The 22058-nt window shown below is 39.2% G+C and carries 20 protein-coding genes and 1 tRNA gene; 8 read left to right on the top strand and 13 right to left on the bottom strand.

All coding sequences use genetic code 11. From position 1 onward, the window contains the following. Positions 1-9: 9 nt before the first annotated feature. The 5 genes from HZC31_06105 to eno form a co-directional block, all read right to left on the bottom strand. Complete coding sequence (locus HZC31_06105) at positions 10-1539, bottom strand: 2,3-bisphosphoglycerate-independent phosphoglycerate mutase (GenBank protein MBI5002937.1); 1530 nt, start codon at positions 1537-1539, stop codon at positions 10-12. 362 nt (positions 1540-1901) lie between these two features. Then, a complete protein-coding gene (locus HZC31_06100) occupies positions 1902-2249 on the bottom strand; it encodes a hypothetical protein (protein ID MBI5002936.1) in 348 nt (115 codons plus the stop codon). 52 nt (positions 2250-2301) lie between these two features. Beyond that, positions 2302-3186 (bottom strand): aldo/keto reductase, encoded by an 885-nt coding sequence (locus tag HZC31_06095; protein ID MBI5002935.1) that lies wholly within the window; start codon positions 3184-3186, stop codon positions 2302-2304. A 137-nt stretch (positions 3187-3323) separates the two neighbouring features. Then, positions 3324-4091 carry an endonuclease/exonuclease/phosphatase family protein gene (locus HZC31_06090; protein ID MBI5002934.1) on the bottom strand — a complete coding sequence of 256 codons (768 nt, stop codon included), beginning with the start codon at positions 4089-4091 and terminating at the stop codon, positions 3324-3326. Between the two features lie 12 nt (positions 4092-4103). Continuing rightward, a complete protein-coding gene (eno, locus tag HZC31_06085; protein MBI5002933.1) occupies positions 4104-5381 on the bottom strand; it encodes a phosphopyruvate hydratase in 1278 nt (425 codons plus the stop codon). Between the two features lie 83 nt (positions 5382-5464). Between eno and HZC31_06080 the strand changes: the two genes are divergently transcribed. Both HZC31_06080 and HZC31_06075 read left to right on the top strand, forming a co-directional pair. Continuing rightward, positions 5465-6028, top strand: a complete 564-nt coding sequence (locus HZC31_06080; GenBank protein MBI5002932.1) for a hypothetical protein — start codon at positions 5465-5467, stop codon at positions 6026-6028. Positions 6029-6052: 24 nt separating this feature from the next. Next, positions 6053-6268: a hypothetical protein gene (locus HZC31_06075; protein MBI5002931.1), complete on the top strand. Its 216-nt coding sequence runs from the start codon at positions 6053-6055 to the stop codon at positions 6266-6268. A 4-nt stretch (positions 6269-6272) separates the two neighbouring features. On the opposite strand, the gene HZC31_06070 is transcribed toward HZC31_06075, so the two are convergent. Further along, positions 6273-7154, bottom strand: coding sequence for a hypothetical protein (locus tag HZC31_06070; GenBank protein ID MBI5002930.1), 882 nt, complete (start codon positions 7152-7154; stop codon positions 6273-6275). 79 nt (positions 7155-7233) lie between these two features. Between HZC31_06070 and thrS the strand changes: the two genes are divergently transcribed. From thrS to HZC31_06055, 3 genes are all read left to right on the top strand, one after another. Next, a complete protein-coding gene (gene thrS / locus HZC31_06065) occupies positions 7234-9135 on the top strand; it encodes a threonine--tRNA ligase (GenBank protein MBI5002929.1) in 1902 nt (633 codons plus the stop codon). Further along, on the top strand, positions 9098-10582 hold the full coding sequence (locus HZC31_06060; GenBank protein ID MBI5002928.1) for a hypothetical protein: 1485 nt from the start codon (positions 9098-9100) through the stop codon (positions 10580-10582). Before thrS ends, HZC31_06060 begins: the two co-directional genes overlap by 38 nt. 155 nt (positions 10583-10737) lie before the next feature. Next, positions 10738-10855 (top strand) — tRNA-Ile (locus tag HZC31_06055). A gap of 33 nt (positions 10856-10888) precedes the next feature. Here the strand turns inward: HZC31_06055 and HZC31_06050 are convergent. Next, positions 10889-11311, bottom strand: coding sequence for a hypothetical protein (locus HZC31_06050; protein ID MBI5002927.1), 423 nt, complete (start codon positions 11309-11311; stop codon positions 10889-10891). A gap of 401 nt (positions 11312-11712) precedes the next feature. On the opposite strand from HZC31_06050, the gene HZC31_06045 reads away from it, so the two are divergent. Both HZC31_06045 and HZC31_06040 read left to right on the top strand, forming a co-directional pair. Continuing rightward, complete coding sequence (locus HZC31_06045) at positions 11713-12702, top strand: DUF1016 domain-containing protein (protein ID MBI5002926.1); 990 nt, start codon at positions 11713-11715, stop codon at positions 12700-12702. A gap of 3 nt (positions 12703-12705) precedes the next feature. Beyond that, a complete protein-coding gene (locus HZC31_06040; GenBank protein MBI5002925.1) occupies positions 12706-14688 on the top strand; it encodes an amino acid permease in 1983 nt (660 codons plus the stop codon). A 37-nt stretch (positions 14689-14725) separates the two neighbouring features. Here HZC31_06040 and HZC31_06035 read toward each other — a convergent pair whose 3' ends face one another. Both HZC31_06035 and HZC31_06030 read right to left on the bottom strand, forming a co-directional pair. After that, positions 14726-16627, bottom strand: coding sequence for a beta-CASP ribonuclease aCPSF1 (locus HZC31_06035; GenBank protein ID MBI5002924.1), 1902 nt, complete (start codon positions 16625-16627; stop codon positions 14726-14728). 218 nt (positions 16628-16845) lie between these two features. Further along, positions 16846-17517: a proteasome subunit beta gene (locus tag HZC31_06030; protein MBI5002923.1), complete on the bottom strand. Its 672-nt coding sequence runs from the start codon at positions 17515-17517 to the stop codon at positions 16846-16848. A 230-nt stretch (positions 17518-17747) separates the two neighbouring features. On the opposite strand from HZC31_06030, the gene HZC31_06025 reads away from it, so the two are divergent. After that, the gene (locus HZC31_06025; GenBank protein MBI5002922.1) at positions 17748-18176 is read left to right on the top strand and encodes a hypothetical protein; all 429 of its coding nucleotides are present in this window, start codon (positions 17748-17750) and stop codon (positions 18174-18176) included. A gap of 3 nt (positions 18177-18179) precedes the next feature. Here HZC31_06025 and HZC31_06020 read toward each other — a convergent pair whose 3' ends face one another. From HZC31_06020 to HZC31_06005, 4 genes are all read right to left on the bottom strand, one after another. Then, on the bottom strand, positions 18180-18665 hold the full coding sequence (locus HZC31_06020; GenBank protein MBI5002921.1) for a hypothetical protein: 486 nt from the start codon (positions 18663-18665) through the stop codon (positions 18180-18182). 135 nt (positions 18666-18800) lie between these two features. After that, positions 18801-18980 (bottom strand): hypothetical protein, encoded by a 180-nt coding sequence (locus tag HZC31_06015; GenBank protein ID MBI5002920.1) that lies wholly within the window; start codon positions 18978-18980, stop codon positions 18801-18803. 14 nt (positions 18981-18994) lie between these two features. After that, entirely contained in the window at positions 18995-20392 is a 1398-nt protein-coding gene (locus HZC31_06010) for a hypothetical protein (GenBank protein ID MBI5002919.1), read from the bottom strand. Between the two features lie 331 nt (positions 20393-20723). Next, complete coding sequence (locus HZC31_06005) at positions 20724-21878, bottom strand: HTH domain-containing protein (GenBank protein MBI5002918.1); 1155 nt, start codon at positions 21876-21878, stop codon at positions 20724-20726. Positions 21879-22058: the final 180 nt, after the last annotated feature.

The raw sequence follows: 22058 nt of genomic DNA, 5'->3' as shown, positions 1-22058 counted from the left end.
TTGTTTTTTTCACACCAAACTCTTCCCACCCATTTCTTCAGGTTTTGGAACATCGAGTAATTTCAAAATAGTTGGCCCTATATCCTGCAACCCTCCATTTTCACGAAGTTCATGCGTTAAATGATTGCTAATCACAGAAAGCGGCACTTTGTTGGTCGTATGGCTAGGGCAAGGTTCTCCGTTAGGATAGAGCATCTGTTCTGCGTTGCCGTGATCGCCAGTCAGCAATACAACGCCATCCTTCTTCAAAACAGCAGAAACAATCTTCCCAACGCATTCGTCAACAACTTCACACGCACGGACAGTTGCCTGATAATTTCCGCTGTGTCCCACAAGATCAGGGTTTGCAAGATTGATCAAAACAAAATCATATTCTTTTTTCTCCATTGCCGCACATGCTTTCTCTGTAATTCCGTAAGCGCTCATTTCAGGCTGTGTTTCATACGATGGAACCTTTGGTGAAGGAACAAGAATTCTATCTTCTTTGGGAAATCCTTCCTCTACTTGGCTGTTAAAAAAGAAGGTGACATGGGCGTATTTCTCAGTTTCAGCGATGCGCAGTTGCCGTAGTCCTGCTTCACTTAAGCATCGTCCCAAATTGTGCGCGACTTTCTGTTGAGGAAAAGCAACAGGAAGGTGAAACTCCTTATCGTACTCGGAAAAACAAACAAAGAATGTCTGCGGTCTGCGCGCAGAAACCGATACAGCGCATTTTTTCCCAGAAAGCATGGAGGTCATTTGTCGTGTTCTGTCGCTTCTAAAATTATAAAAAATAACACTGTCTTTTTCTCCAACAAGTCCAACAGGTTTTCCATTTTCTGTGATGACTGTTGGCTGAACATAATAATCTGTTTTATCGCCACGTTCATACGCCGCAAGAATTCCTTCTTCAGCAGATGCAGAAGAAAAACCTTTTCCAGCAACAAGAAGTTCGTATGCTTTTGTTGTTCGATCCCAGTTTGTGTCGCGATCCATCGCGTAATAACGACCAACAAGCGACGCGATTTTACCAACACCTATCTTTCTGATGTGATGATTGAGTTCAACAAGATATTTGTGCGCGCTTCGCTCAGGAACATCTCGTCCATCTAAGAATAAATGAAGAAATACTTTTTCCTGTTTCTGTTTTTTCGCAAATTCAAGTAACGCGTAAAGATGGTCAACAGTTGCGTGAACACCTTGATCAGAAAAAAGACCCATAATATGAAATGCGCTTTTGTTCTTCCTGCAGTTTTCCGCTGCCTGAAGAAGCACAGCGTTTTCAAAGAAGCTTCCATTGTGTATCGTTCGATTAATAAGTTCGAGGGGTTGCCAGATAATACCGCCTGCGCCCATAGTCAGATGTCCAACCTCAGAACCACCTTGTGTTCCTGCGGGTAATCCAACAGCGTTGCCGCTTGCGTCAAGAAGTGTGGTGGGATATTTCTTCATATACAATGTATCGTTGGGCACTTTTGCGTGCGCGATCGCGTTTCCCTTTTTTTCAGGAGAGTAACCCCAGCCATCGCGGACAATAAGAACAACAGGTTTGAAAGTCATGAGTTCTTTTGTCATCTCATGCTATAAATAGTTTTCTTAAGAAGGGGTGATTTGGAAGATTTTTGTTTATTATTTGCTTAAGAAACTAAAAAAAAGAGACGCTCGACAAGTGCTCGCGTCTAAACACAGAGACTCTCACATGAAGCGTTCGAGTCTCTGTGTTTAGTAAAACCAACAACATGGCCAGACGGAGCGAACTGCGTTCCCATACGAAGTGGGGGGTTGCAGTTCGCGAAGTAGGACAAGCTTTTTTGCGTTAGAAATGAGAATGGAGCAAAAAAGTTGGCCGTCTGTGCCTGTGTTGTTGTTGGTTTTATTATAATCCATTACGATAATTTAAAGAAAAATAGAAGAACAAAAAACTAATTTCTCTTCTGATATCTCTCGCCACTTGTATAAAGCGCAACCTGTGTTCCAGAAGAATCATAAACAGCGTATCGTCTGGTGTCAAAAAGCTCTGGATGAAGAACACCTTTTCTATCGGGTGTAAGTTCTCCTGCTGCTCTTGATTTTGTTTCAGCTTCTAAAAGTGCGGTTTCAAGGTCTAAAACATAAGAAGCACCAACTTCTGGTGCAGTTACTTGCATAGGAATACAGATAACTCCATACTGTCCAGCAGGAATTCCAGTAATTTGTTGTCCAATTCTTTCTTGTAAAGAAAGTGGTTTTTGATACGGTGTTTCTTCGCCACCTTGATGTTCTTCAGTCATAGTTTCACCTATCAGAGAAAAATAGCCATTGTTTTATAAATATTTTGCAGAACTATTGCGTGTGGTACTTCCTTCGCCATTTCTCAAATCCTAATTCCAACGCAACAATATCATCCTCAGATAATCGCCAGCTCATTGCGCCAATATTCTCTTTTATGTGCTCAGTCTTTGTTGCCTTCACGAGAACAAGCATATTTTTAGAAATGATCCAATTCAACGCGATTTGTCCCTGCGTTTTGCCATATTTCTGAGCAAGTGCGTCAAGCACAGGAAACCCTTCTTTTGCGAGAAGACCATACGCAAGCGGTCGCCACGCAACCACTTTTATGCCATGCTGCTCGCAGCAAGGTATTATTTCAGATTCCATGCGTTTCATGTATTTGCCTACGTCGCGTGCAAGTAAGCTATATTCAATTTGATTTGCGACAATTTTATGTTTGGAATATTTCTGCGCTTCCTGAAGTTCAGCAACAGAAAAGTTACTGGCCCCAATCATGCGAACCATCTTATTCTCAACCAGTTCATTCATTGCGCGCATAGTTTCAGTAATGGGAATTTGTGAATTTGGAAAATGAACAAGATATAGATCAAGATAATCAGTATGTAGTCTCTCTAAACTTTTCTTGCATGCCGTAAGAACATCATCATAATGAAGATGCTGCTGCATAACCTTCGATGTAATAAACAAATCTTTTCGAGGCACTTTGCTTTGTTTGATTGCCTGCGCGACAAGTTCTTCTGTATGTCCTTCTCCATAGAGTTCTGCGGTATCAATATGCGTTAGCCCAAGTTGAATGCCTGTTTTGAGTGCTTCAATTTCTTCTTTGTCGTGGCTAGTGCTTCTCTCCAGTTTACCACCTATTTGCCACGTCCCAAGACCAAGAACAGGGAGGGGACTGCCTCCCAATGCGGTGTATTCAATATGCGAATTGTTCATTTTTGCATCGTCCTCTTCAAATCCCGCCGCTGGCGCCGACGCGACGGGGGATGGCCCCTTGGGGTGTCGCGTAGGACAAAATTCTATGAATTTTGTCCGTAGGCCGCCAGCTGCGGCGGGATTATATAATTATAATATCACTTCACCTCAAAATCAACCATCAATGGAAGATGATCAGAGAAATGAAAATTCAAGACCTGATAATTCTTTACTTTAATTTGTTTAGAAGTAAGGATATAATCAAGTCGTTTAGACGGATGAAATGTTGGTTCAGTGAGCGTCTGTGATGTTTTGTCCATCTCATATTGATGATGCAAATGTGTTTTCTCAAGAAGCGATTGAATTTCTTCTTCACCACGGAACGTGTTAAAATCACCCATGAGAATAACAGGGTTCTTAATCTTGTTGACCATTGTAATGAGTTCTTTAATCTGCTGCGCTCGTGTTTCTCCTCCAAGCGCGAGATGCGCAAGCAATAAAGTCACCTTTTTTGGAAGATGGATGGTTGCTTCAATCACAAGACGTTTTGTTCCCTCATGAAAAACATGGTATTTTACTTTGGATAATTTTTTCTTTGCGATGATCGCGTTTGCTTGTTTATCAAGAATAGGAACATGATGAAAAAGCTTCAGCCAGCCGTGGACAGGATATTTTACTTTCTCAACAAAACTTTTCATGCCAAGCTGCTTTTCAAAATACACCACTTCATCTTTTTTTGCGCGAAATGAACCAGTGTCCACTTCAACAAGCGCAAGGATATCAGGTTTCAACTTCTTGAGATGTTCAACAATCTGTTTGTCAAGTCCTGGGGGGGGAAAAAAGATGCGCCAGAAATAAAGATATTCCCACCATTGACCAGTCATTCCTTCGCAATATTCAATGTTGTAAACAATAAGTCGATTCATTGCAGCACCAAATTATTTAACACCATACTTCGCTTTTTTGCCGAGCGCTTCTTCAATGCGTAATAATTGGTTGTACTTCGCGACACGATCGCTTCGGCTAGGAGCGCCAAACTTTGCTTGCCCTGCGTTAATGCCGACAACAAGATCTGCGATGAATGGATCTTCAGTCTCTCCGCTGCGATGACTTACGACAACACGCCAGTCAGCGGATTGCGCGCGCTTTGCGGCGTCAAGCGCTTCTGTAACTGTGCCAATTTGATTCACTTTGAGTAAAAGCGCGTTGCATGCGCGTTTGGAAATTCCTGCTTCAATTCGTTTAGGATTAGTAACAAGAAGATCATCGCCAACAATTTGCAATTTTTTGCCCATCTCTTTAGTAAAGTTTACCCAGCTTCCCCAATCATCTTCTGCGAAGCCATCTTCAATGGAAGCGATAGGATACGCGCTGGAAAGTCCTTTATAATAATCCATGAGCGCGGCGCCAGAATATTTCTTTGTCCCAAGGCTGTACTCTTTGCCATCAAAAAATTCTGATGCGGCAGCGTCGAGCGCGAAAACAATATCTTTTTTCATGCGATAGCCTGCATTCTCCACAGCTTGTTCCACCAACGCAAGTCGCTCGCCAACAGTCTTTAATGGCGGCACAAATCCTCCTTCATCGCCAATAAGTGTTCCTTGCGCTTTAAACTTTTTGTGAAGCAATTCTTTGAGTGAGTGATAACATTCCGCGCCCATGCGCAATCCTTCTTTGAAAGAGCTTGCGCCAACAGGCATGATCATGTGTTCTTGAATATCATTTTTCTGTCCTGCGTGAACGCCACCATTGATGATGTTCATCTGCGGAACAGGCATAAGGTAAGGAGATTTTTTAGAAACGTCCGCGATAAAGGAAAAAAGATGTTGTTTGTGTTGTGCGGCGCCAGCTCGTGCGCAGGCAAGAGAGACTGCGAGCATCGCGTTTGCGCCAAGAATATGTTTGTTATACGTTTCATCAAGATGAATGAGCGCATCATCAATAATTCGCTGATCAGCGGCATCGCCTATTTTCATGCCATCTAATCGTCCAGAAATTTCCATGTTCACATTTTGAACAGCGGTGAGAACGCCTTTGCCATGATATCTTTTTTTATTTCCATCACGAAGTTCGACAGCTTCGTGTTTGCCAGTGCTTGCCCCTGATGGAACAATTGCTCGAAACCAGTGTCCTGCGACTTTGACTTGCGCTTCAACAGTTGGATTTCCACGGGAATCCAACACTTCTCGTCCTTTGATTGCTTGTATTTTTGCCATGGAATATTTTCTGAGAATATGAAATTATAAAGATTGTGTTTTTGAAGGAAAACTATTTAACGAACAAGCGTTTCATATCTTCCATGGATCGCGCAATAAAAGATAAGTCCCTTTTAGATAAATTTTGTATTGATTTTTGCAAAATAGTTGAACGACATACGCCGTACATTATTGTTTCAGGGTTTCTTGCGATTGCCTCAGGAAGAGTTCGTGGAACAGAAGACATTGACATGATTATTCCACATCTTTCACCAGCTGTATTTTCAAAACTTCATGATGACTTGTACAAGAATGGTTTTGTGTGTGTGCAATCTGCCGCGAGCCATGAAGTGTATGATTACCTAAAAGATAATGTCTCTGTTCGATATACATGGAAAGACAAGCCGGTTCCTGAGATGGAAATAAAATTTGCGAAGGATATGCTGGACAATATTCAGCTTCAGACAAAAGAAAAAATCCCTCTGACTGGTCTTGATGTCTGGTTTTCAAGTATTGCTATTAATATTGCGTTCAAAGAAGAATATCTCAAATCAGATAAAGACATGGAAGACGCGAAACATCTGCGAATGGTGTATAGTGAAAGAATAAACGAAAAAGAGATCAATGAAATAAAAAAATTAATAAGGAAAATACGATTGGGAGAATAATAGTTGGAAGAATGAGGGAATAGCATGCGAGAATCACACATGGATTTTATTGAGCGTTGGGCAGCTTTTATGAAAGAGCATCCAACCGAGTGGAAAAAAATTCACACAGAATTCATTAATGCGCAATTCATAAAGCATGAGCAATTTCTTGATAGATTATTGCAGCAGCCAAACGGAAAAAAGAAAGCACGAGGATTATACAATATTAAAAATTTGGAAGGATATCCGAGGTTTGTTTGATTCACTATTTCTGTACTCTAGATTCATACGACAATCGAACGCATTCTGCTAAACCCCAGCCATCAAACGGATATATACTGAAGTTATCTTTCTTACAAGAAAGATCAAACTCTCGAAGAATAGCTCCTGGTGAATTTGCTTGACAAAATGCAGCAATTTGTGGGTTACGTTCTCTGTCTGGAGCGAAAGAAGGGTTCCATACTCTTTCATCAGTTCGTGGTGTTTCATACCACGTACTAATGAAGGTTTCTAATATACGAACGCTGTCTTGAAATAATGATCCCTGTGAAAAAGCAGTAATTCCATATTTATCTCGCATTGCTGTAAATTGTTCATAAATCTGTACATCCACATGCTTACTAAGATATTCCAAATCATCGTCTGAAACTGACGGAGCCCATTGTTTACGTTGAGCATAAAGTGTTTCTTTATGCTTCTTAGCCACATCCACGGCATGCGTACACCTCTCCAAACATTTCAAATATTCGTCTGGAACTGACGAACCCTCTAGTTTAAATTGAGCATGAAGTGTTTCTTTATACTTAACCCTGTTCTCGGCATACCTACTCTTCTCCAAAGAACGATTGAAGGAATCTATAGCATCAGGATACTCTTGAAGAGCTTCCCAGAATTCTAGTGGCAATTCAGCAGCTTCCTCATGAAAAGAACCTAAATAACGTTCCACACATTCTTTATCCCATAACTGCCACAGTATCATTCCTGTAGTTTCTTTCTCATAACGAAGTACTTCTAATAAAACACCAAGAGGATTATTGAGAGAGAGCGTCCCATCACGAAGTAAGTCTTGAAGCTCTTTGTAATCCCAACAATCAAAGCTTCCACACCATTTTTGAAATGCGTCCAATGTTGTAATTCCTTCTTGCATAGAAGAAAGAGATACACAGCGGTTTATATATTTAATTCAAGGCAAACTATATAAACTAATTATAGTAATCAACAACTTCATGACCATCACAGTAACGCTTCCAGACAATTCAAAAAAAACATGCAAGAAAGGATCAACACCATTAGATGTCGCGCATTCTATCAGCGAAGGACTTATGCGCGCGACAGTCGGCGCAGTAATAAACAACGAAATAGTCGACGCGACAAAACATCTCAATCACGATTGCACACTCAAACTTATCACATTCAAAGATGAAGCAGGAGTCGAAATCTTCCGCCACAGTTCAGCGCACCTCCTCGCGCAGGCAGTAACAGAATTATTTCCCGAAGCAAAGCTCACTATTGGTCCGGTAGTCGAAGAAGGATTCTATTATGACATTGATCATCCCCCGTTCACGCAGGAAGATCTTGATAAAATCGAAGCAAGAATGACTGAAATTGTCAACAGAAAATTAGAAGTGAAACGATTAGAATTGAGCAAAGAAGAAGCGCTCAAAATGTTCAAGGACAACAAATACAAAGTCGAACTCATTACAGAAATTCCTGGAAAAACAGTCTCCGTGTATCAGCAGGGAGAATTCAAAGATCTTTGCACAGGTCCGCACGTGCCAAACACGTCGCACATCAAAGCGTTCAAGCTCACCAAAATGGCTGGCGCATATTGGCGTGGCGACGCGAAGAACAAGCAGCTCCAAAGAATTTACGGCATTAGTTTCCCTGATAAAAAACTCTTGAAAGAATATCTTGCGCAAATTGAAGAAGCGTTGAAAAGAGATCACAGAAAAGTAGGACGAGAGCTTGACCTTATCAGTTTCCAGGAAGAATCTCCTGGCGCGGCGTTTTTCCATCCAAAAGGAACAGTTATTTTCAACGAACTTCAAAAATTTATCAGAGAGCAATATTGGAAGCGCGGCTTTAAAGAAGTCGTCACACCATTGGTCTATGACAAATCGTTGTGGGAAACGTCTGGTCACTGGGCGCATTACAAAGATAACATGTTCACTTTCACTGTCGACAACAAAGAAGTATCTCTCAAGCCAATGAATTGTCCATCACATTGTTTGCTCTACAAAACAGATATGAAAAGTTATCGCGATCTTCCATTGAGAATAGCGGATTTCGCTCCGCTTCATCGAAATGAGCTCAGAGGAGTTCTTGGTGGTTTGACAAGAGTCAGAAAATTCCAGCAGGATGATGCGCACATTTTCTGTACGTTAGATCAACTTGATCATGAACTCGATGACGCGATTGATTTTGCGAATGTGGTCTACACAAAAGTATTCAACTTTGAATATAGAATTGAGCTCTCCACCCGCCCTGAAAATTCCATGGGAACAGCAGAGCAGTGGGAAAGAGCGGAAGCTGCGTTGAAAGCGGCGTTAGAAAAAAATAATATTCCCTACAAACTCAACCCAGGTGATGGCGCGTTTTATGGTCCAAAGATAGATCTCCACATCAAAGATTGTATAGGAAGAAGCTGGCAGCTCTCGACAATCCAAGTGGATTTCCAGCTTCCACAGCGATTTGGGTTAACCTATGAAGGCACGGATGGAAAAAAACACACGCCGGTCATGGTGCATCGAGCAGTGCTTGGTTCATTAGACAGATTTATTGGAATCCTCATCGAACAATACGCGGGAAAGTTCCCATTATGGTTAAATCCAGTGCAAGTGAAAGTCTTGCCACTTGCGGATCGTTTTAACGAGTACGCGGAAAAAGTGTGCAGTCAATTGCGAGAGCAGCTTATCCGTGCAGAAGTGGATGATCGTTCAGAGTCATTGAATAAGAAAGTCCGTGAAGCGCAATTAGCGCAAATAAATTACATTCTTGTTGTAGGAGAAAAAGAGCAGAAAGACCACACCGTCAACATTAGAACAAGAGACAATGTTGTCCATGGAGAGAAGAAAGTGGATGTGTTCTTGAATGAACTTCTCAAAGAAATTAAGGAGAGAAGATTGTGAAGGAGGAATTATGAAGAGAGTTTCTTTTTATGTAATCATGTTTCTTATTTTTTCAGTCTTTATACCTGTATCTTTTGCTTCTGATTCATTAAATAACACGAAAAAAACCTATGCTGTGATAGGAAGGTATGGATGTAGTGAAAATTTTATTATTTCTGATGAAGAGATATCATCTGTCAACAAGTCATTGTATAATCTGCCTCAAGTTTCATTCATAAAAGAATATCCTACTTCTGACGATCGTTTATTTAGTGCAGAAATTCATTTATCTGATGAGAGTAAGAGAGATGTAATATATGTTACCCTATTAAAAAATCATTGGCTTCTAAGTTACAACTTTTCAGATATGGGAGAACTAGAAAAAGGTAGTGGAGAAGAAGATGTAATTCAAGGGGTAATTACAACATATAAAAACTGCGAAAATTATAGTAATGTGATGGTACGTGTTTATATCATTAATCCTATTCCTGATTTAGGTTGTGATTTGTTTAGTTCAGATTTTGAATGCAGAAGTAATAATAATTTCTCTGAAATTGAAACGTCTTTATTTAATACTAAATTCAATGATATCTCTGTTCATTTTGGAGCCTCAGATTCTGTTTATATTATGTATGGTGCTGATTGGGATAATATTAACAAGATAACAAGTAGAGAGATTATTTTCTCAGAAACATCTCTTATTTCCAATGGCCATGAACAAGCCAGCATAAAAAAGCAGTCCGTATTTCTTTCTACAGTATTTTACCCTGCATATTATAAAGAACAGCAATTAGGACGTCTGAAAGAAGATATATTTGATTATGAAGAATCTTTAACCGGCAAATTCTGGTTTACAATACTCTTTTTTGAACATATTCCTACAAAGGTAAGTGATTATAGAATCCAATTAAAAGACTTTCAAGACTTTACATCTAATGCAAGAGAAGAGTTAAACAAAAATGGTTTTTATGAGGAGTATTATTCTTATTATTTATATCCTCTTTTAGATAGGATGGAACTTGAAAATCAGGATGCGAAAGAAAGATTGAATAGGATACTCAGCATAAGGGAAGAAGCAAAAACTTCATTTATTCTTTATCTAACAATATGCTCTATTATGATGTCTGTTTTTATTCCATGGCTAATTTATTATCTTGAAAAAAGAAATAATCAAGAGAGTGAAAAAAAAGCATATGGATTTTTAGATAATATTAAAGAGAGTATAACGAGAGAAGGTACAAATCTAAAAGCAAGCATTGATAATTTCAGGAAAGAAGCGATAAACAAAAAAGATGAACTAAAAGAAGCAGTAAAAAAGCTTGACACTTCTTTCTCACGAGTTTCTACTTCTGTGACACATTTGAGTAAGGATACAACCAAAGTATTAAATGAATCTAATGAAAGACAGGAGAAAGTGATTTCTATCTTAAAAGAAATAAAAGAAGAGTTAGAAGAGCCAAAATTATAATATTTCCTTTCGCCATATCTGTAAACTTTTCGGAAAAAATCATTCTATCCGAAAATCTTTCGAACAAACCGAAAAAATATGGTATTTTCTTGAAATTTTTTCGGAAAACTCGTCGATATTTGTATTAATAAGTTAGTCTAAGAAAAAGACAAGATGCTGGAGTCGTCTAATCAGGTAGGGCGGAGGTCTGATATGCCTCTAGGGAAGTCTAGAGGCTTCAGAAAGCCTCTCGGTTTTCACAGGCCGCTCTGGGTTCAAATCCCAGCTCCAGCGTCTTCATAATCACACTAATAATATAAATTTTTCCTACCCAAGCGCCCGCAATCGTTCTTTCAACAAAGAAATAGTTTTTTTCAACAACTCTTCATTTTTCTGTAAAAAATCCTGAATTTTTTGTGGAGGAATCCTATGCATCTTCAGTTTCAGAGAAAAAAGTTCTTCAATCAGGCCGTATTCTTTTTTAAAACCACGAAGATGGTGTTCAAAATAACCAACAAGACATTGAGGATTGCTGCAGGTATATCCGTTTTTGTATAAATTTGAATACAACAACTCTTTAACAATATCATAATACGCCTCAAGTTTGAGGACAATATATTTCTGATCAACATGATGTTGAAGAAAATCTTCGCGAAGAAGCGCCATGCGTTCCATCTGAATCGCCATGCTTCTGTTTGGTTTTGTTTTTGTAATGTATTTTTTTGCGATGCATGCTTTCCAGGATTCCATGGATCAACTTATTTTTCTGTGCTATATATATTTTTTCGTGCCATTCGATCCAGCAAGCGAAATTGTCGACTTTTCATAATAATAATAATAATAATAAAAAAATTATATAGGGATTTTCAAAGACTGTAAGGCGATTATTTACTCAACAACAAAAAAAACACACACCCACAAGGCCTTTTACTGTCAGGGGGACCCATGAGCCGAAGTAACGAATGAAAAAAAGAAATTTGAAAGAAAAATTCGGTGAATGGGGTTATTTGTTTTTTTTTAAAATGTCAGAAAAAATAATATATCCCTCGAAAGATAAGATGGCACATTTTTTCCCAACCTTTATATAGGAAAAACCACCAAAATATCTCATGGTCATCACAGAAGAGATTCTTGTCACAAAATCAGGAAAAATGGAAAAAGATTTTCTTCATATTGTCTCCCTTATTCAGAGTGCAAAAAAGAAAGCACTCGCAACGGTAAATACAAATCTCATTGATTTGTACTGGGCAATTGGAGCCTATATAAGTAAAAAGATAAAAACCGCCCAATGGGGTGAGTCAGTTGTAACAGAATTATCCTTTTTTATATCTAACAAGTATCCTCATTTACGCGGCTATTCAGATAAAAATCTTTGGAGGATGAAGCAGTTTTATGATCTATATAAACAGCAGTCAAAACTCTCGGCACTGCTGAGACAAATAAGCTGGACAAATAATCTCTTAATTTTATCCAAAGCAAAGACCATTCAAGAGAGAGAATTTTACATTAGACTTTCAATAAAAGAGAATTATAGCTCTCGAGAGCTTGAACGGCAGATTGATTCTGGCTATTTTGAAAGGAGTGTTATATCTCGGAAAAAAATCTCAGCAGTGATGAGACAAAAAAGACCGGAACTTTTAGAAGTATTCAAGGACACATATATCTTTGATTTTCTTGATTTACCAAAAGACCATTCTGAAAAAGATTTACAGATTGCGTTACTCAATAGTTTTAAAGATTTTGTTCTTGAGTTCGGAAGAGATTTTGCATTTGTTGGAGAAGAGTACAGAATACAGGTAGGGAATAATGATTATTTTATTGATCTACTTTTTTATCATAGGAGCTTGCAGTGCTTAGTTGCCTTTGAGCTCAAAATAGAAGACTTTAAACCTGAATTTCTTGGGAAGTTAAACTTTTATCTTGAAGCACTAGATCGAAATGTAAAGAAAAAACATGAAAATCCTTCTGTAGGCATCCTCCTTTGTAAAAGTAAGGATGATGAAGTCGTAGAGTACGCATTGAGCAGAAGCCTTTCACCCACTCTTATTTCAGAATATAAAACAAAGTTAATCAATAAACAAGTATTACAAAAGAAACTTCACGAATTATATTTACTGACAAAGAAGCAAGGTGATGAGTAAACAATGGTCACCACAGAAGAGATTCTTAGTCAGCCAGATCAGGAAAAAAGAGAAGAAAAGAAAGAGTTGGAAAAAAAAGCAAGTCTCTTCACTGTTATATCGTTAACCATCGCCTCAATGATTGGTTCTGGTTTATTTTTTGGCGCGGGAATCGCGGCAAGTTACGCGGGTCCTGCATCGTTAATTGCTTGGGTTTTATTAGGAATAGTAACAGTCTATGTTGGAATGTGTTTTGGTGAACTCGTCGCGATGTTTCCGAAGGCAGGGGGTGTCTACGAGTTTACTAAACAAAGTTATGGGCGATTTCCTTCATTTCTTATTGGATGGATTACATGGGTCACAGGAAATCTTGCGGGGGCGGTATTGCTGATCGCGGGACTTGATTATCTTGTTTTTGTTTTTCCTGATTTTTTTCCACCAGAACATGCGGCAGCAATAAAATTAGTTATTGGAATTGCGATTTTGTTATTTCTCAATTATATCACTATGCGCGGCGTCGAAGCAAGCGGTGCGATTCTTGGATTTTTCTCCGCGGCAGCTATTGCAATTGTATTAGCGATCATTTTCAGGGGTATTTTCGAAGTGAATATGAGTAATTTCACTCCATTCTTACCGTATTCTCCAATTTACATTTTTGTTGCGTTTTTCTTTATTGTGGAAACATTTTTTGGTTGGGACGGCGCGACGTATATTGCGGAAGAAACAGAAAATCCTGAGAAAGTTATTCCAAAAGTTCTTGTTTGGACATGTATTGGAGTTACTGTCGCGGGATTTGTCATGGCGTTTGTCATGTTAGGAGTAATTAATTGGGAGGAACTTATTCTATCAGAGATTCCTGCGGCAGATGTCGCGACTATTTTGTTTGGGAGCTGGGGAGCGCCGCTTGTAGGAATAGCTGTCTTTCTTTCATTAACAGGAGCAACAGCGAGTATTGTCGTGACATCGCCGCGTTTGCTTCTTGCGTTAGCGAGAGATAAACTCTTTGTCGACGCGATGGCAGATGTGCATCCACGATTTCAGACACCGCACAAAGCGATCATCTTCCAGACTATTGTTTCCATATTCATGCTTTTGATAGGGTTTGGGCAATATACCATGATGCTTTCATTAGAAGTTCCGCTTGCGTTGTTTCTCTACATCGCGGTTATCTGTTGTGTTCCTGTGTTGCGCTACAAAATGCCGGACTTTCCTCGTGCGTATAAAATAAAATTTGGGGTTGTTGGTCCAATTCTCGTCTCACTTCTTTACACAAGCGTTATTGTTGTCTGGATGTTTGAAGATCCGAGTGCGCTCTCGACATTTTTTATCGGACTTTCAATTATTGGGTTCGCGATTCCTATTTACATGCTCCTCACGCTCTATCACAATCCAGATGTGATCATTCCAGTAATCAACGATATTTCTGTTTTGACCTATTGGTTGGAAGATTTTCTTCTCCCGCGAGATATCAGAAAACAAGTGTTGACGTTGTTTGAAGGGTATGAAGGAAAAAATATTCTCGAGTTTGGTTCTGGCGTTGGAACAATGACCATGCATCTTGCGGAGTTAGTCAAACCAGGAGGCCATATTTACGCTGTTGATCTCAGCAAAGGCAACATCAAGATTATAGACAAGCGCGCGGCAAAAAAAGGACACACGCATGTTCATACGATTCATGACGAGCATCAAGTTAACCGTGTCCATCCCGATGTTCCGCGAGTAGACATGATTTTTTCGTTTGGAATGTTATCCTACATTCAGGATTTGAAAAAAGTGCTCAAAGAATTGCATATTCGCCTGCCAGAAGGAGGGCATGTTTGTTTTATTGAGTACGCGAATCTCTATAAAGTGTTGCCAAATGTAGGGTGGCTCGCGCATCCAGATAAAATTCGAGAAGTATTCATGGAGAATGGATTTTCAGTCACCGTGCAGGTTTACAAAGGTTTACTCTGGGATTATGTGGTGATTTATGGCATGAAAAGTCAGGAAGGCGTGCCGTACATTTGATGTATAGCTATTTCTAAAACAAAGAGTAATTTGTCTCCTACTTCACGCGCAAAACTTCCAGATTCCGCGGTGATGCTGTCTCAATCTTGAACTGTTTATGCACAGAAGAAGCAAGATCTAAGCATCTGCTGCTCTCTCCGTGATTCACGATAATTTTCTTCGGCTTTGGCATGCAGCGATAAATAAAATTCATGAGTTCTTTACGACTGCTGTGACCAGATAATCCTTCAATGGTATGGATTTCCATATTTATTTTGACGACTTCAGGTTTCTTGTTCGCGCCAGCGTCAAACGCGATTTCTCGTTCCCCTTGCTGGATTCTTCGTCCCAAACTTCCTTCTCCTTGGTAGGAAGTAAAGACAAGGCTGTTTCGATCAGACGCGGCGAAATGTTTCAAATACTGCACGCTCGGTCCACCGACAAGCATACCGGATGTTGCGAGAACAACGCATGGTCCAGTTTCTTCCATAATCTGTTGTCGTTCTTTTCCACCGCCCACTTCTTTAAAGATAGGAGAGAGGAATGGATTATGGTCTTTCTGAAAAATAAGTTTTCGCACGTTTGCGTTCAAAAATTCAGGGTATGCGGAGTGAATCGCGGTAACGTCCCAGACCATGCCGTCAATGTAGACTGGAATTGCTTCCAAACGTCCAGTTCTGACGAGTTCTTCAATAACAAGAAGTACTTCTTGCGCTCGCCCAACGCCAAGAACAGGCAGCAGCACGCGTCCACGTCGTTCAAGGGTTTTGGTGATGATCTCAATAAATTGCTGTTCGCATTCAAAGTGCGTCGGATAATTATTATCTTTTCCACCATAGGTGCTTTCAATAATCATGGATTCAAGACGAGGAAATTGCGTGACTGCGGGATCAAGCAATGTTGTTCGTCCATATTTCATGTCGCCAGTGTAAAGCATGTTGTGCAGTCCATTGCCAATGTGCAGGTGAACCATCGCGCTGCCAATAATGTGACCTGCGTTGTACAGCGTAATTCTCACATCAGGAGTAATGTCAGAGACTTCGTCAAAATCTAAACAAATCGTATGTTTGATTGCTTCTTTGACATCATCGCTCGTGTAAAGGGGTTCTTTTCCTTCAGCGCGCGCGATTTTAATCATGTCCAATTGCAGCAAAGACATAATATCTCTTGTTGGCGCGGTGCAATAGGTCGGTCCGCGAAAACCAAATTTGTAGAGATACGGCAAAAAGCCGCAGTGATCTAAGTGGCTGTGCGTGATGATAACTGCGTCAAGATCATTAATGTTGAATTCAGGCGCTTCAAAATAAGGATATTCAGATCCAACGAGTCCAGAGGGATTGATTCCACAATCTAACATAATCCGTGATTCAGGTGTTTGCAGCAAGAAACAGCTTCGTCCAACTTCTCGTCCAGCGCCAAGCATGCTGAGTCGCACCCATTCGTGTTTTTTCTCGCGCTGCCAGCCGTCATAAATTCTATGCCCAATTTTGTCAAGGAATTTTCGGCGATAATCGCTGTGCTGATAAAGAACAAGTCTGATGTTTTCCATGAGCTGTGATCGAATAGGTGGGCTTCTTCGCACAATAGGAACCCAGAATGTTTTTTTCTTGATTTCGTAGAGCGTCGCTCCTTGTTTGCCGATAGCAACGCCGGGTTTTTCTGCTTCAATAATGACGCGGGATCGCTGGGGATCAAAGATAACTTGTTGCAAGCCAGCTTCTTCAGGAATAAGCGCGCGGATTTCTTTTTCTGTTGCTTCAACATCCATCGTGAGCGCGGGATCTGGTCGAAGTTCAACGCGTTTTTTGATAAGATCGACTGCTTCGCGGATGCAGGTCCCTGGTTCAAGAACAAAATCTTTATTTTTAGAGTAGAGCACAATGTTTGCTCCTTCAAAACATGCTTCGCTGATTTTTGCTTCAGGAACAACCTTCATAATTTCTTTGATAATTTTGGTCATAACAACTACTCCTCATTTTCTTATATGCACAGAGCATATTTTTTATGTTATTCGCTCACTTGACAATCGCTCCGCAGAACACTAATGTCAGGGGGACCCGATTTTTCTGAAAGAAAAATTGGGGTTTTATACATACGATAAAATAAACATAACAACTAAGATATCCAAAATAAAAAAGATAACTAAAAAATACATACACCTCTTTTTTTTAGAATCTTTTATTTCAACTTCAAATGTCCATCAATGTCTTGGTCAAATACTTTTTCGACTCCTTTTTGCGTGATGGTGACGATCATCGCGCCGTTTCCAGATGCGATGTCGCGCTGCATTGCCGCGTTGACTCCTTTTACCGCAAGTTCAACTGCTTCAGCAGTGGTAATATTCTTGTGATAGAGTGTTTCAAGGACACCAAATGCCATGACACTGCCGCTTCCTGAAGAGATGTAATCATCAATCAGGGAAAGCGAACCATCTGGATAAATATCATACACATAGAATCCTGTTTCATCCGCGCCGCCAACAATAAAATGCGCGATGCCTGGGATCATGGACATGCGGCGAATGTTGCCGTACACCATGTTTGCGAGAAGGTTTGCCGCTTCTTTGACAGTGTTTTCTCGTCCACTACGAATCTTTTTGAGTTGTAATTCTGCTTTAATTAATTTCGTGAGAAGTTGTGCGTCGCTGACAGTTCCTGCCATCGTGATGACCATTTTGTCCGCGATTTGCTGGATTTTCTCTGTGCGCTTGTTCGCGATCATGTAGCCAGCGGTTGCTCGTTTGTCTGCTGCGAGAACTAAGCCATCTTTACAGACGATTGCAAGGGTTGTTGTTCCTGTGCTGAGTGTTGCGTCTTCTACTTTCTTTGCTACTGCTTCGGTTGCGTTCATAAAAATCCCTCGTTTTGTTTTAAGTATTATAAGAATCCTCTTAATCTCTGATAATAGACTGAAGGAGATCAGGAATATATAAATCTTTTGAAAAATATGCTGTTTTGCACCCTCTCTTCTGCCACCATAATGGAGTGATTAATGCGGGAAAATTTAAAAGGAAATAGGTCTTTTCTGTATTTCTGCGCAAGTTTAGGACTATGCGTAAGGAAGTCAGAGATTGAAAGAGTATGACCACAACAAATGAAGAGAAAAAGGCGATAACAGAGCAGCAGTACATAGGTTTCCGTAAGAAACCCGCAAATCTTGAAACAACGCTTGCAAAACAAGAGTGTGTTCCTCTTACACACAAAAAGAATGCAGGAAGAGAACCAGGAAGTAGATATAGGTTAGTTGACCCAAAAACATTTGGTATTGTGTATGTTCTGTACCAGGAAGGAGCAAGTATCAATCCAGATTATTCACCTTCAAGAGAGGAAGGAAACATCGCTGCGGTTCTTCAAATAAACATAACGACCGGAATCATTCCGGGTTTAAGCGATCAGCCTCTTGTTGATATGCGTGATACACTTGTTGCGTATGTCTTGGATATGTACAGAGCTTCCGCAGGAGCGTTTGTGTATTTCCCACAGCCAGCAGCAAAACAGGAAACTGCGTAACTCTTACCAAACTCCTCGTCTTCTTCTCGGAGCGACTTCTTCTTCATCCTGCACATGTAACGCTCGTTCAACAGCGACAAGCCGATGATTAATGCTTTCTAAAGAAACGCGAATCGTGTCTAATTTTGCTGCGACTAATTCTAATTGCTGTGAAACATTTTGCGCGGGCGCAGCTTGTGGCGCGACTTCGTACACTTGTCTTGGCTGTTCGTAGGAAGGCATTTGCTTATCGCCTGGATGTTCCATGCCAAATCCAGAGAATCCTTCTGTACTTTGTCCCCCTTGTTTTCCAAAATCAAGTCCTGTGTCTGATGATCGAAGAAGATCCTCATCAGAAGAGGGCGTGAATCCTTGCTCGTGGGAGAGTGGTCCATAGCCTTGTGATTCTGGAGTCCCGGGTGTTTGCGGCATTGTTCCGAGTTGCTTATCAAGGTCAGCAAACGCGTCATCGCCTTTTTTCCAGAATTTGAGTTTGTCAAGGAATGCCATGACTGCATTTCGTATTGTTTTATTATAAAAATGTTTGGAAAAAACGTTTAATCTTTCTGCTGCTGAGCGGGAGTATCTGATGTGCGCTGGGGAAGGAAACTTCTTATCAAATAATGGATATGTGCTTGGTTCGTTTCATAATTTGACAATGGGAAAAAGTTTCTTTGCTAACTGTCCAACAATATGCCCTTGCTCAATAACATACTCTGTTGCCATGTCTTTCTCTGGAAGTTTATCCAAGTCATGAAACATCATCCAGAGATACTTTGGACAAGATAATCCTGCCATATATTTTGATTTTGTTAATAAAGTCATATTATCCCTTTCAATTACTTTTGGTTTTCTCCGTTTAATAATTCTTGAAAAAATTTGTATATGTCAATTATTGGTTCAGTCTGCTCTACAAAATACGTTATTTGGTCATCTATTGTTTTTTCGTCTTCTATACCCTTTCTTTTGACGAGGCAAGAAATTCTGAAACGATAGTATCTATTTTGTTGTTTGAGATCAATGTTATAGAGCGTACTGAGGATACTACCTAAATATTCTTTTCTTGCGTCTATTGTATCTTGATGCTTTTTAAGGTATTCTTTATCATCTTTTTTATCATTAAGTTCAAATTCAAAAGTGCAAATAGGTTCTTCATTCCCATCACCTTGACGATATTTCCTAACACCTTGAAATATAATTTTGAATTCACATTTTTGGTTGCTTCCTTTGATAGGTAAAGTAATTCTTTCTATCTTATTCCAAAATTTTAAAGCAGGTTCTTTTTTCCAGAAGTTTGCATCTTTTGCCCCTAATAACATCGCTAGTTTCTTTGGCATTTTTCTTTCTTCTGTTGTGAACATTAAATCAATCCCATTGCTTGCTAAATGACTTGTAATGTGAAATTCGTCAAAAGTATTTTTACTCTCTTTGTTTATAGTTATCCACAAATTCTTGTTAGATTTTTTTGAACTCTTAAGATATTTTATGGTTGGATCTTTAGTTATCTCTTTAACAAAACGATCAATAAAATTATCAAACTTATCAGTTAGTTCTTTTTCAGGTGTTCCTTTTTCCAGTTCAAGATCGGCTACTTCACTAAAATCATATTTTGTAAATCGTTCTGTCATGTGCATCAACCTCAAATATTCAGTAAACTGTTTGTTAAGAAGGTTATTTTTATCTTTAGACGATTGTAAACCTTCTCTTTCAAAGAAATCATGTACCTGCTCCCAAGAAAAAGGATACAATGTTGTTTTATGGGTATCAAATAGCTCTTTAGCTTCCTTTATTTTAGAAGCAGGTGCCAATACAATCAAAATGGGGTTATCATCAAAGCTTTGTAGATGTTCCCACTGCCCCTTTAGTTGTTCACTTATTATAGGTGCTTTGTATTTAGATTCTATTCCTATTATTTTTCTTTCAAATGTAAAGACGGCATCAGGGATACGATTTTGAGCTTCTGGGGCACTGCAATACTTTTGTAATTCTACTCTTTTAAGGTTACCAAGCTCATCTTTCTTTGTCTTGAGTATATCTATAAAAAACTTCTTTGCTAGAACATCATCAGATTTATCATGAAAATTCTCCTCTAAATTCTCAGGATCTAACACATTAACTAATGCTTTGGTTATATTATTCTCTAATTGGCGAGTGATCGCATCATCATTTCCTTCTTGCTTAGAAGTGGGACCACGATAAAAGTAAAAAATATTTTTATGCTTATCAATTCCAACCATTATATCACATCTCTGAAGTCCCATACAATTTCATTTTATTCCCCTATCAAACCCAATATACGAAGTATCAATAAAGCTGCTGATGTAATTACAAATCCCCAACCAATCTTTTCAATTAATATCATCTTCCGTTGCTTTCTTTCTCCTGTTTTTCCTTTTTTCATCTGTTCTTATCCTCTAATTGCGTAATTTTCCTGCTACCAATCAATGATTTCATTTGTAATATTGCAGTTTGTATTTGCACTGTTGGAATGTGCCGAGTTTTGAGTGTGAGTAGGTTGTCATATGATCTCATCTCATTTTATTCCGTATCTTGATTTTGTTAATAAAGTCATTTTATCTCCCAATGCCCGCCTTTGTCAGGGCCTACTCTCTTAATCAATCCTTTCTCCTTGAGCTTAGCCAGATTCTTCTTGATTGCCCTGTCTGTAAGCGATAATTTGCCTGCCATCTCCTCAATAGTAACAGCTGGATTTTGTTCAATTAAAACAAGTATTTTCTGGGAACTTTTCTGGGAACTTTTCTGGGAACTTTTCTGGGAACTTCCTTCTTCAGTGGCCTTTAAACCCAACCTTTTTTGATAGCTGTTAGCTTGCAAATCAGGACGATTAAATGTTACAATAAACCAAACGCCTGTATATTCAAATTTTGGGGTATCCAGCTTATAAGCCTCCATTTCAGATTTCATTCTGCCAATGCCAGAACCTACCTCTTCAGCCAAATCAGCCCTTTGCATCATAGAAAACAAGAATCTATTTTTGGGGTGGCTTCCGCTTAATAAGTCAGCAATAGTTATTTTTGATGGAAATGATGCGGGGTTTATTATTTCCACTTTATCATTGAAGATATTGATTTGGATATGTGAAGGAGAAAAATAATCTCTGTGCGCAAGCGCGTTAAGTATAGCTTCTCTTAATGCATTTTCAGGCAGCTCGAGGAACTCTTCCCTATATTTCTTAATATAGAATTCAGTATTCAATTTTGATTTCATATACTCTATCGCTTTATCATAATTGGCAATCAAATCAAAATTAAACTCTTGTTTATCAAGAATGATAGACTTATTTGTGCCTTGGAACAAAACACAGGTTATGTGAGAATTCAAAAAAAACTTGGAAACATCTTTGCAAAAGAACAACACTCCTGCATTAGTCATCCTGTTATTTTTAATAAAGCCGATATTAGCCAGCAATTTTGCAGCAGATAGGTCTGCACTTATCTTGCTTCTCTTGAGAAAATTTACATATGCTGTTTTATTAAAGTTCTTACCTATGTCAAATTCCTTATTTAATTTCTCGTCAAATGGTATCAAACCCTCATCTTGAAAAAACCCTTTGATTTCATCCCTGTTCAATTGCTGTGAATTAGTGCCAATTCTTAGGAAAAAGTGGCCATTTATTGAATAGGGCTTACTGGTCTCAATTGGTATATCAATTACAGCCAAATTGTCTATTTGCTCTATATCTACACTAAATGGGGGATTCATATTCCTCGCGATATCCTGTATTCTGGATTTATCAGAATTACTTAGAGCCTATCCCGAAAGGAATAAATAGTAGCTTTCTCATTGAATAGATATTAGGGAATGGGTCACGTGAGAATGAGAAGAGGTGACCCGATGGGATTAGTTGTTAGAGATGATGGTTGGAGAATTCCGGATGAACTT

This window comes from Candidatus Woesearchaeota archaeon (assembly GCA_016214075.1).
Taxonomy (GTDB): Archaea; Nanobdellota; Nanobdellia; order Woesearchaeales; family DSVV01; genus JACRPI01.
Note: the sequence above shows the minus strand (reverse complement) of the source record. Positions and strands in the feature narration are given on the sequence as shown.

Coding starts and splice junctions, on each gene's coding strand:
- HZC31_06035 (MBI5002924.1), bottom strand. CDS start 16,627: ATGACCAAAATTATCAAAGAAATTATGAAGGTTGTTCCTGAAGCAAAA.
- HZC31_06030 (MBI5002923.1), bottom strand. CDS start 17,517: ATGAACGCAACCGAAGCAGTAGCAAAGAAAGTAGAAGACGCAACACTC.
- HZC31_06095 (MBI5002935.1), bottom strand. CDS start 3,186: ATGAACAATTCGCATATTGAATACACCGCATTGGGAGGCAGTCCCCTC.
- HZC31_06040 (MBI5002925.1), top strand. CDS start 12,706: ATGGTCACCACAGAAGAGATTCTTAGTCAGCCAGATCAGGAAAAAAGA.
- HZC31_06015 (MBI5002920.1), bottom strand. CDS start 18,980: ATGACTTTATTAACAAAATCAAAATATATGGCAGGATTATCTTGTCCA.
- HZC31_06090 (MBI5002934.1), bottom strand. CDS start 4,091: ATGAATCGACTTATTGTTTACAACATTGAATATTGCGAAGGAATGACT.
- HZC31_06005 (MBI5002918.1), bottom strand. CDS start 21,878: ATGAATCCCCCATTTAGTGTAGATATAGAGCAAATAGACAATTTGGCT.
- HZC31_06045 (MBI5002926.1), top strand. CDS start 11,713: ATGGAAAAAGATTTTCTTCATATTGTCTCCCTTATTCAGAGTGCAAAA.
- HZC31_06050 (MBI5002927.1), bottom strand. CDS start 11,311: ATGGAATCCTGGAAAGCATGCATCGCAAAAAAATACATTACAAAAACA.
- HZC31_06060 (MBI5002928.1), top strand. CDS start 9,098: ATGAACTTCTCAAAGAAATTAAGGAGAGAAGATTGTGAAGGAGGAATT.
- HZC31_06020 (MBI5002921.1), bottom strand. CDS start 18,665: ATGGCATTCCTTGACAAACTCAAATTCTGGAAAAAAGGCGATGACGCG.
- HZC31_06080 (MBI5002932.1), top strand. CDS start 5,465: ATGGATCGCGCAATAAAAGATAAGTCCCTTTTAGATAAATTTTGTATT.
- HZC31_06075 (MBI5002931.1), top strand. CDS start 6,053: ATGCGAGAATCACACATGGATTTTATTGAGCGTTGGGCAGCTTTTATG.
- HZC31_06025 (MBI5002922.1), top strand. CDS start 17,748: ATGACCACAACAAATGAAGAGAAAAAGGCGATAACAGAGCAGCAGTAC.
- HZC31_06010 (MBI5002919.1), bottom strand. CDS start 20,392: ATGGTTGGAATTGATAAGCATAAAAATATTTTTTACTTTTATCGTGGT.
- HZC31_06100 (MBI5002936.1), bottom strand. CDS start 2,249: ATGACTGAAGAACATCAAGGTGGCGAAGAAACACCGTATCAAAAACCA.
- thrS (MBI5002929.1), top strand. CDS start 7,234: ATGACCATCACAGTAACGCTTCCAGACAATTCAAAAAAAACATGCAAG.
- HZC31_06105 (MBI5002937.1), bottom strand. CDS start 1,539: ATGACTTTCAAACCTGTTGTTCTTATTGTCCGCGATGGCTGGGGTTAC.
- HZC31_06070 (MBI5002930.1), bottom strand. CDS start 7,154: ATGCAAGAAGGAATTACAACATTGGACGCATTTCAAAAATGGTGTGGA.
- eno (MBI5002933.1), bottom strand. CDS start 5,381: ATGGCAAAAATACAAGCAATCAAAGGACGAGAAGTGTTGGATTCCCGT.